Origin of the sequence: Streptomyces sp. NPDC007162, from assembly GCF_040634175.1 — a bacterium.
Lineage (GTDB): Bacteria > Actinomycetota > Actinomycetes > Streptomycetales > Streptomycetaceae > Streptomyces.
On record NZ_JBEYFC010000340.1, the window covers coordinates 1 to 10,083 of the forward strand.

Below are 10,083 nucleotides of genomic sequence, written 5' to 3' on the forward strand. Positions count from 1 at the left end.
CATAAACACCCTATACTTCACACATTTACCAAACACCACCTTTTTCCTATGCGCACTCCCCCCATTACCTAATAACCAAATTGATGTGCCCCCCGGGGCGGGCCCACTTCGGAGGTACCGCTATGTCATGTGCTGCTCGTGGTGGACGACTGCAGCACGGTGCACTCGGAATCCCACCAGGGAAGGTCTTTGCGGACCTCGTTCAGAGTGCGGTCGGAATAGAGCGGTAAAGCTTCCGGGACTCCAGCGGCCTCAAGGAGATGGAAGTCCGCTGCCTTGCCGCTGACGGAGAGTTGACCGTCAGGGAAGAGGCCAATGCGCATCTGCCATATGCGCCGGGACATCGCGGGAGTGCTCGACATGATCGTGAAGGCGATCAGCGTGCGCTCCAGCGGCTCTTCGCTCCATTGAAAGGACTGCAGGCCGCGTACGACGAGGAGCGCGGCGTTGCCTGTGGGGTATTGCAGGGCGGTGCGCATGTCCAGGAGCAGCCCTGCGCGGCCGGTCAGGGGACACATTCTGCAGTCGAGGAGGCCGACTTCCTGCGGGGCGTCGGACTCTTGCAGCGGGTCCCAGTCGATGGGGTCCGCCGATGCGCCGTCAGCGGCGCCAGTGAAGAGGTCTTCGATACGGGTCACGGGATGGGAATTAGGGGTTCGATTTTAGGATGCCGACCTCACCTATGATCGGGTTCATCGGGTGGCCGTCGCTGTTCCTGGAGATCACGTATCCGTACAGATACTTACGGATTTGCGTCCGTAGGCAGTCGCAGATGCACGGCTACCCGATCCACGAGTGAATGGGGCAGATCGCGTGCCGTAGGCGAGATGACCGACAAGGGCCCCGAGCAACATGATTGAGACGTCAGACATCTCGACCAACCGCCCGAGGGCCTCACTTGTTGCGCTCCGTGGCCCGTGATCTGTTCGGTGGACGACTCGAAGAGGCTCAGCAAAGCGGCCCGCCGCGGCAAAGGCTTGACGGGCCACTTCGGACGGACCGCTAGGTCATGTGCTGCTCGTGGTGGACGATTGCAGCACCGTGCATGGGGAGTCCCACCACGGCAGACCGTCTCGAACCTGGCCGAGATTGCGCTGGCTGTAGTTCGGTGGCGCTTGGGGGATGCCGGAGACTTCCAGGAGGTAGAAGTCTGCGCGATCCCCTGCGACAGAGAGATCGCCATCCGGGAAGAACCCGAGATTCAGCCGAACTCCACAGTCAGCGTTCAGTGAAGGCTTGTACTCCTGCACGGAAAAAGCCATCAATGGACGATGTGTCGCTGACCCGTCCCAGTGAAACGACTGCAGGCCATGGACGATGAGGACGGCGCCATTTCCGCTCAGGAACTGCTCTGCGGTACGCATCTCGAAGAGCAGCGCTGCGCGATTCGATGTCGGGCACACTCTGCAATCAAGAAGTTGCGCATCGAACAGAGCGTCATCATCTCTGAACGGGTCGCTGTCGATGGGCCCCGCGGGCTCATAGCGGTCTTGCCGCGTGAAGATGTCTTCGATGAGAGTCATGGAATCGGTATGTGCCAATACTGGTCGAATCGATCGATGGTATTTCCGGTCACAGGGTTGATGAACTGACCGTCCCCATTCGCGTAGGTAATATACCCGTTCGGATACGGGTATTTACCGGTGGTGACGGGATCCATCACGCGCACATATCTTACGCTCTTGTGCAATCCGTTGGCCGTAGCTTCGGATTCCTTGATGTCGAAGAACCAGCCCTTCCCGTTGTTGGCCTTCGCAAGGGCTCGGCGGCCCTTGGGCAGCCAGAGCTTCTCGCCCTTGGGGCCGACGACGTCGGCGATGAGACATCGGCTGTTGTGGACCAGGACGGGGATGTTCCCGGCGAGCACATAGTACGAATGCAGGCCCTCGACGGTGAAGTTGTAGGTGCGTGCATGCTGGTAGAAGAACCGTGTGGCCCGGACGGCGACGGTGCCGCCGTCGTCCGTGCGCAGCGTCATGCCGACCTTGAGGTCCGCCGCGTCCACCCACGCTGTGTCGGACTCGGACCAGAAGGGGTGTTCTGCGGTGGCTGTCAGTTTCTCCTCGCCGTGGGGTGTGGCGAGGAGAAGTTCGGTGAAGTACTTGTCGTCCTCGGTGACGATCAGGTCGGTGACCTTGCGTGGTCCGGACTGCCCTGTGACGGGATCCGTGGCCAGTACCTCGTCGCCGACCTGGATGGTCTCGATGGTCTTCGTCGAACCGTCGGCCACGAGGACCTTGGTGCCGGCAAGGAAGCACTCTGCGCACTTCTGGGCCATGCGTGCGGCCCGACTGCTGTCGATCGCGCCCTCGACGCCCTCGGCGGTCTTCTTGAGGAGCTTGAGCTTGCCGATGGGAAGGAAGCTCATCGCCGTCAGGGTGCACTGCCCCAGGTTCGGGTTCTCGATGCACTTCTTGGCGTCGTTGAGGCCCAGGATCTCCCAGGCGATTTCCTTCATCGTCGGATCGATCGTGGGGAACACAAGCTCCTGGCCGGCCAGAGCGCACGGCGGGAGGCTGTCCCGGTTCACCGGGATGTAGCACTTGGGCTTGCTCTCCCGCTCCTTCTTACGCCGTTCCGCAGCGAGGCGACGCTCTTCGGCCTCCTCCGCCTCACGTTTGGTCACCACGTCCTGCCATGCGGCGGAAGCGTCCTTGGCAGCCTCCGCCGCGCTCTTGCCCGCAGCGATCGCATCGGTGTGTGCCCGGTCGCTCGCCTCCTTCGCCTCGTATGCCGAGGTTCGCGCATAGTCAGCGGAGAACTCTGCCTGGGCAGCGGATTCCTCGGCGGCGGCGGCTTCCTGGTCGGCGCGGCTGGCGGCGGCACGGGCGGTAGTGGCCGAGGCCTTGGCCTTGGTGGCGCTGGTCTCGGCCCGGTCGGCGGCCTTGTCGGCATCGGCCGCGTAGCCCGCGGCCTCCGTGGCGCTCTGCGCCGCGTCGTTCTTCGCCTTCTCGGCGTCTGCGGCAGCACCCTTGGCCTCGAAAGCGGCCTGCGCGGCGAGGTGACTGTTCCTGCGGGCCTCGGCCGCGATCTGCCGGCCCTCAGCGATCAGCCGTTCGACCTGGGCGATGTGGTTGTCAGCGAGCTGGTCCTTGCGGTCGGCCATGTACTGCCCGGCCTCGACGAACGCGTGGACCTCGTCCGCCGGCCCGGCCAGAGCGATCTTGCCGGCGGACTTCACCTCGGGACCGCCGTCGTTGTACAGCTTGCTCGCCGTCACCCTTTCGTCGGTCTGGCGGGCCGCGTACTGGCCGTTGTTGAGGAAGCCGAGCAGCGCCTGGGTGCTGCCATCCTCCAGTGCCTTCTTGGCTGCCTCCTTGACGCCCGGGCCGCCGTCGTTGAAGAGCTTGGAGACCGCGACACGGTAGTCGGCGTTGGCGACTTGGTGCTGACCGCTCGTGTAGAAGTCGAGAATCTGCTGGGCGCTGCCGGTGAGTGCCTCGGTCGCCGCAGTACGCACCGCCGCGTAGGGGCTGTCCGAGGCGAGGTCGGAGACCTGCTGGCGTGTTTCGTCCGCGACAGCCTTGTCCCAGCCCGTCTTCAGATACGCGATGACGTCGGCGTCGGTGCCGGACAGAGCCTGGGCGGCCGCGTCCTTGCGCCAGGACCCGAAGTACTTCAACGCCCGCAGCGCTACAGACCGCCCCCGGACGGCAATCGCTGCCTCATCGGCGTCAGGCTTGCCGGCGTCCGCGGCCAGGGCCGCGGTGTCGTCGACGATCGACTGGCCCTCCACCACCGTCTTGGAGACCTCCACGGTGAACGTGTCGGCCGTGGCCCTGCGCGTCATCGCGGACTCGACGCCGGCACTGGTGCGTGTCTTGAGGTCCTCGGCCTCTGTTTCCCGGGCGATATCGAAGGTCTTCTGTGCGGTCGCGGCCGCCGCAGTGGCGGTGTCCGCCGCAACCTTGGCGGCAGTAGCCTGCTTGGCGGCCTGCGCCGCCTGATCGGTCGCCTCTCCGGCATGTGCGGCCGCGTCGTCGGCGGCGTCCGCGGCATTCGAGGCGTGCGTGGCGGCCGAATTGGCGGCATCCCGCGCTTCGCTGGCAGCGGTGGCCGACTTACGGGCCAGCGCCTCGGCGGCACTGGCGGCACGGTCGGCCTCGGCGGCGTGGCGGCGGGTTTCTGCGGCAGCAGCACGCGCCTCGGCCGAGGAACCTCCGGCTGCCGCCGCGTAGTCGGCCGCCTGATCGGCCGCGGCTGCAGCCTTGTTGGCATTCCCGGTGGCGCTGCGCGAGGCGGCTGCCGCGTCCGCAGCGGCCAGCGACGCCTTGCCGGCCTGCTCGGCGGCGCGGGCCGACTTCTTCGCCAGCTCGCCCGCCTTACGGGCCTCGGCGGCCCGGTCCCGGGCCGCCTGGGCCTTGTCCTTGTCCTTGCTCGCGGCATACGCCGCGTTCGAGGCCCGGCCGGCCGCCTCGGCCGCCGCTGCAGCTGCGTTCGCGGTCTGCGCGGCGGCCAACGAGGCCCGACGCGCGGAGGCGTTGGCCGCGTTCGCCGCACCGATTGCCTGCTGCGAGGCCTCGGCCGCCGCGCGGGCCGCATCCGCTGCCTGCATGGCCTTCACCGACGCGCGATTCGCGTCGTTCTTCGCCGCCTCGGTCTCCTTGGCCGCCTTCTGTGCCGCCTCCAGCGCGAGGGCCGCGGCCGCGATCGCCTTGGCGGAGGCCTCCTCGGCCTTCCCCGTTGCTTCCTCGGCCTGCTTGCCGGCCTTCTCCGCCTGCTCGGTCAACTGCGCGACCGTGGCGTATTCCTGGTCACGGTTACGCGCGACGAACTGGCCGACTTCCAGGAACTCGACGATGTCGTCGGGCGCGCCCCGCAGCGCGAGCTTGGCTGCCGCCTTCACATTGGGGCCGCCGGAGTTGTACAGCTTGCTGACCTCGACCCGGTCGTCGGTCTCGCGCGCCTTGAACTGACCGACTTCCAGGAACTGCTTGACGTCCACGGCTGTGCCCAGCAGCGCCTTCTTGCCCGCGTCCTGCACACCGGGGCCGCCGAAGTTCACGACCCGGCTGGCCTCCACCCGCTGATCCTGCTCCTGCGGAGCCTTCCAGCCGCTGTCCAAGAAGGCCTCGATGTCAGCGGGGGTTCCCGCCAGCGCCCTCTTCGCAGCCTCTCGTACCGCCGGGCCACCGGCGTTCACGACGCGGGAGGCATCGACCCGGTCGTCGATCTGCTGGATGGCGGGCGCGTCCGTGAGGAACTGGCGGATGCCGTCGTCCGAGCCCAGGAGCGCTTTCTCGGCCGCCTCCTTGATGCCGGTGCCTCCATCAAGCCAATAGCCCACCACCAAGCCGCGGTACACACCTGGTTGGACTTCGTCCACTGCGGTGGCCGGGGCCGTGCCCAGGAGCGTTGCCGTCAGCGTGGCGGACAGCGCGGCGGCACACCCGGCACGGGGGCCGAGAGCCCTCAACGGAACCTTTCGCCGCAATTTATGCATTCGCCCTATTCGCCTTGGAGGCAGGGGTTTTCCCACTTGACGATCCTTCAGTGATCAATCACCGCCGACCGCGAATCACCCAAAGAAGGACACTTTTGCGATAATTGTCCGTTTCGCGTGAATCGTTGTGAAGTGCGCGCGACGGTGAAGTCTTGGTGCACCCGCAGGAGTTGATAAGACATCGGGTGATATCGACCGCACGCGTGGCGGGTGCCGCGAGGCGTGCAGGTGTGGATATTACACGAACTTTACTTAAAGCCAGCAGTGTGATTACCTTGCGGTCGCATTTGATCTACATGTCATCCACCTGTGAGGAACCCATGCCGACGTCCCCTGCCCGGAAGTCCCTTCTGGGCGGTCTGACGGCCGCTCTCGTACTGGGCCTCGGCGCCACCGCGTTGGCCCTCCCGCAGACCGCGCCCGCAGCAGCACAGGCCACCGCGACCGCCGAGGGTATGCCGGTCGCAGTCGAGGACTTCGCCTACCCCGGCGCCGCCAAGGTGCAGCAGGAACGCGGGGTCACCCTCAAACGCGGTGACGGGCACATCTGGCTCACCGATGTGACTGCCCTCAACGACTGTGCAGACGACTCGAACATCGCGATCGAGACACGCACCGGCGTCTTCTGCTTCAAGACCAACGCCAAGTCCGGCTATCTGACTCTTGAGTTGCCCGACACCTTCAATATCTGGACGCAGGCCCACCCGGTGAGGGCCACACTGACCGCGGAGGGCAAGGACACCGTCGTCAACGCCCCGGCGGACGACCTCACACCGGTCGGCGAAGCCGGTGACACCGGTCTGCGCTCAGCCCTGGTCGAGATCCGAGTCACCGGCTGACCACCCGAGACGGCGGCCATGCGGCAACTGCCTCCCAGCTCCCCGGGCCCCTCGGGATGCAGCTCCGCGTCCTGCAACACTCCTTGAGGAACACAGCGACGTACCCGGCAGACGTCCACACACCGCGTGGACAACCGGCCCGATCGCACCGCGTCACGGCATCCGGAATACAGACGAGGCGTACCAGCTGATGCCCTACCACATCAGCCCACCTGACGTGAACGTCAGTTCGCCGACCACCCAAGACTCCTGAGGAACAGATATGTCTGGCAAGCGTTTTCGCGCCGCGTGGGCTGCAGTACTGCTTACTGCAGCGGTCTCGGCCGCCGGAACCCTCAACGGGACCACCGCGCAGGCCCTGGGCGGTGACGCTGCCGCGACCGGGGCCTCCAGCTTCACCGCGAAGATCGACATCGACAACGGTGCACGGGCCTGTTCGGGCACTCTCATCAACAACCAGTGGATGATCACTGCCGCGAGCTGCTTCGCTGACGACCCCGCCCTGGCCACCTCTCTTCCGGCAGGTACGCCGAAGCTCAAGTCGACCGCCACGATCGGGCGCACAGACCTCACCACCAGTACCGGCGAGGTCCGCGACATCACCCAGCTGATTCCCCGCACCGACCGTGACCTGGCCCTGGCCAAACTCTCCGCCCCGGTCTACGGCCTGTCGTTCCTGCATCCCGCCACCAGCGCGCCGGTCGTGGGCGAGGCACTCAAGGGTGCTGGCTACGGACGGACCAAGGACACCTGGGTCCCCGACACCCTGCACTCTGCCGCCTTCACCACAGGGGCAGTTGAGGCCACCGCCGTGAACATCGACGGGACACCCGTCTGCAAGGGCGACACCGGCGCACCCGTCTTCCGGGAAAAAGACGGCCGCCCCGAACTGGCCGCGATCGCCACCAACTCCTGGCAGGGCGGTTGCCTGGGCTCGGACGAGACCCGCACGGGTGCCGCCGCCAGTCGCGTGGACGACATCCGGTCCTGGATCACGGAGAACACCGCCTCGACGCTGAGCATCTGGAACACCCAGATGCTCGCCAAGACCAGCACCGGCCTCTACCACGGCATGCGGAACAGCAACGGCGACTGGACGAGCTTCGGCGATGTGCAGAAGGTCGCCGGAACCATCACCGACATCGCATACGCGGCCGATGCGGCAATCAAGGGGAAGAACTACATCTTCGCCGTCGGCGGCGACGGCCACGTCTACGAGGCCAACCGGCGCCCCACCGGCGGCTGGGAAGCCTTCCGCGACCTGACCGGCGAACTCAGCACCAAGCCCGCGTTCACCAAGATCGCCGTCACCTCCACCGGGCCGGGCCTGGCCCTGATCGGACTTGCGGGCGGCAAGGTCTACCACGCCACCCAGGACGCGGACGAGAAATGGTCCAAGTGGGGCGACGTCACCAACCTCCTCGGCGCACTTGACGACATCACCCAGGTCACCACCGGACAGACCACCGGCGGCGACACCCAGATCGGTGTCGTCTCGGGCACCAAGGCCTACCACGCCATCCGCCACTCCGACGGCACCTGGTCCAAGTGGGGCCACATCAACCAGGCCACCACCAACATCGGTCCGGTCAACGGCATGGCCTTCGCCGGCATCGGAGGCGACCTCCAGGTCGTCCTCACCAACAGCACCGGCGGCATAAAGCACGGCATCCGCGCAGCAGACGGCAGCTGGAGCGCCTTCGGCAGCCTCAACAGCAAGCTCGGCGCGGACACTATGATCAGCGTCGGCGCAGCCGCGGTGTCCGGAGAATTCCAGACCGCCGTTGTCACCCCCGACGGGAAGATCAAGCACACCCTGCGCCACGCCAACGGCAAGTGGGACGCCACCGAGCAGGTCGTCGGCTACCCCGGCACCCCCCAGAGCGTCGCTCTCACCGGCAGTGCCGGCTGATAGCCCCATGCGACCAACGCCGCCCAGGCCCGCCATCATTGCTTGGGCGGCACCGTGCACCGGGGCGCGCTGCCCTCGAAGCAGTTGCACTCCGGGATCTGGCGTTGACTCAGTGGTGAAACGTCCCCCGTTCACGGTGTACACCCCGCAAGCACCAGACCGTCATTAGGCGTCCTCCGCCAGGACCTCGACGCCGTCACCGCCGGCCTCATGCTGCCCTGGAGCTCCGGGGCCGTCGAAGGGCTGTCCTGGTCACCCCCGGTCGCCAAACCGGGCCGATAGGGCCGGCCACAGCAGTGGGCACGACCGGCTGGCAGGCGATCAGACTGCTGTCGTGACCCGGCAGGGGCGGCCTGCCCTCGCGGACCGCCCCTGTGCCTGTCTCTCCGGATGCTCGGTCAGCGCGCTTTGGACCGTTTCGGCCGCCTCAAGGCTGCGCCCTGTACCCCTCGCCTTCGAGGCCGACGAGCATGCCCCGCCTACCGGTACCAGCACTTCACGCCGCGGTGGTGTGAGCAGGTGCCGCGGGCGTGGGCGCTGTAGGAGTAGGTGTTGTCCTTGCATTTGACCGTCGCCCCGCGCGGATGCGGGCTGTTGGCCTTACTGATCGTTTCAGATTGAGTTGAGCTGCCCACCGTGCCTCGTCGCCGAAGTCGCGTGGCCTACGGCCACCGCTGACGCATCAGTGCTCAGGCACTGGGGATGATCAGCGGTGGCCGTAAGCCGGAGCGCTAGCTGGTCAGGTCCGCCTTCTGGACTGCGCTGGCGCTCTCCGTCCGCGAGAAGGTGCCTGCCGCACGGCCCGGTTCGCCGTAGTCAGCACGGCGATGGCGAGCAGCCACGCTCCGCAGAGCCAGACCAGCGGCTTGGCCCCCAGCGTGCCGATCAACGCACCGCCTGCCAGGGTGCCGATCGACAGAGCACCCGTGGTGAGCGTCGAGACCGCGCTTGTCACGCGGCCTCGCAACTCATCGGGGGTGATGCTCAGCTGGTGGGTGGTCATCGCCACCGCGTACACAGGAGCCACCAGGGATTCACCAGCCGCGACTACTGATCTTTTCGTAAGTTCGGTGGGTGTGGTGGGTGGATGGTCAGGCCGGTGTGGGCGAGGAATGACCAGGGCAGTTGTGGGTTGGTGTTGACGCGGTGGATGCCTTGTTCGGTGGCGTCGGCGACATCGGCGAGGTGGTCGCCGGCGAGGTTGGCGAGTTCACGCTTCTTGAGTGAGGACCACAGCAGTTCCACCGGGTTCAGCTCGGGAGCGTAGGCGGGTAATCGCTCCAGAGTGAGCCAGTCCTGCTCGGCGGCCCAGGCGCGCATCGCCCGGCTCCAATGGGCCGACAGGCCGTCCCAGACCAGCACCACTTGCTCGCCGCGGTAGAACGCCTTCATCTGCTCGAGGACTTCGATCAGGGCGGTGGTGTCGTAGCTGCCGGGCTTGAGGTGGAAGCACAGACGGGCCCCGCGTTCGGGATCGGTGGAGTGGTAGCCCAGGGCCCCGGCCATCGACGCCCGCTTCCAGTTCAGGCGGTGCCGCAGCAGTGGGGTCCGGCCGCGGGGCGCGTAGGTGCGGCGGATCTGAGGCAGCAGGGAGACACCTGATTCGTCGAGGAACACGATCCAGGCACGTGTGTTCACGGCCCCTTTTTGATGCGCGGCCACTCGTGCGCGATCCAGCGGGCGATCTCGGACTCGTCCCGCTCGACCGCCCGCCGCTCGGGCCGCTGCAGACTCCATCCGAGCCGGCCGGTCAGCAGTCGCCACACCGACGCCCGCGACAACGCCACCCCCGTCATCTGCTCCACGACGGCGCCGACTCGCTCCAGGGTCCACAGGTCGGCCTCGAAACCATGAGCCTGAGCTCCTCGCGCCAACGCGGCCCGGACGGT

At 66.6% G+C, this 10,083-nt stretch carries 9 protein-coding genes; 2 read left to right on the forward strand and 7 right to left on the reverse strand.

Translation table 11 applies throughout. The features are described from left to right. Positions 1-125: 125 nt before the first annotated feature. The 3 genes from ABZ646_RS31180 to ABZ646_RS31190 form a co-directional block, all read right to left on the reverse strand. Positions 126-638 (reverse strand): hypothetical protein, encoded by a 513-nt coding sequence (locus tag ABZ646_RS31180; protein ID WP_360526136.1) that lies wholly within the window; start codon positions 636-638, stop codon positions 126-128. A gap of 369 nt (positions 639-1,007) precedes the next feature. Then, entirely contained in the window at positions 1,008-1,523 is a 516-nt protein-coding gene (locus ABZ646_RS31185; protein WP_360526139.1) for a hypothetical protein, read from the reverse strand. Beyond that, positions 1,520-5,290 (reverse strand): polymorphic toxin-type HINT domain-containing protein, encoded by a 3,771-nt coding sequence (locus ABZ646_RS31190; RefSeq protein WP_360526160.1) that lies wholly within the window; start codon positions 5,288-5,290, stop codon positions 1,520-1,522. The genes ABZ646_RS31185 and ABZ646_RS31190 overlap by 4 nt, the downstream gene beginning before the upstream one ends. A gap of 473 nt (positions 5,291-5,763) precedes the next feature. Here ABZ646_RS31190 and ABZ646_RS31195 point away from each other — a divergent pair, with 473 nt between their 5' ends. After that, the gene (locus ABZ646_RS31195) at positions 5,764-6,282 is read left to right on the forward strand and encodes a hypothetical protein (protein ID WP_360526142.1); all 519 of its coding nucleotides are present in this window, start codon (positions 5,764-5,766) and stop codon (positions 6,280-6,282) included. 262 nt (positions 6,283-6,544) lie between these two features. Further along, positions 6,545-8,194 (forward strand): S1 family peptidase, encoded by a 1,650-nt coding sequence (locus ABZ646_RS31200; protein ID WP_360526145.1) that lies wholly within the window; start codon positions 6,545-6,547, stop codon positions 8,192-8,194. A 479-nt stretch (positions 8,195-8,673) separates the two neighbouring features. Here the strand turns inward: ABZ646_RS31200 and ABZ646_RS31205 are convergent, their stop codons facing one another. From ABZ646_RS31205 to ABZ646_RS31220, 4 genes are all read right to left on the reverse strand, one after another. Then, complete coding sequence (locus ABZ646_RS31205) at positions 8,674-8,829, reverse strand: DUF3761 domain-containing protein (protein ID WP_360526148.1); 156 nt, start codon at positions 8,827-8,829, stop codon at positions 8,674-8,676. Positions 8,830-8,933: 104 nt separating this feature from the next. Next, entirely contained in the window at positions 8,934-9,197 is a 264-nt protein-coding gene (locus ABZ646_RS31210; RefSeq protein ID WP_360526151.1) for a hypothetical protein, read from the reverse strand. Positions 9,198-9,241: 44 nt separating this feature from the next. Then, positions 9,242-9,832 (reverse strand): IS630 family transposase, encoded by a 591-nt coding sequence (locus ABZ646_RS31215; protein ID WP_360526154.1) that lies wholly within the window; start codon positions 9,830-9,832, stop codon positions 9,242-9,244. Beyond that, positions 9,829-10,083 (reverse strand): winged helix-turn-helix domain-containing protein (locus ABZ646_RS31220; protein WP_360526157.1); only part of this gene is annotated, 255 nt, incomplete at its 5' end. The genes ABZ646_RS31220 and ABZ646_RS31215, both read right to left, overlap by 4 nt.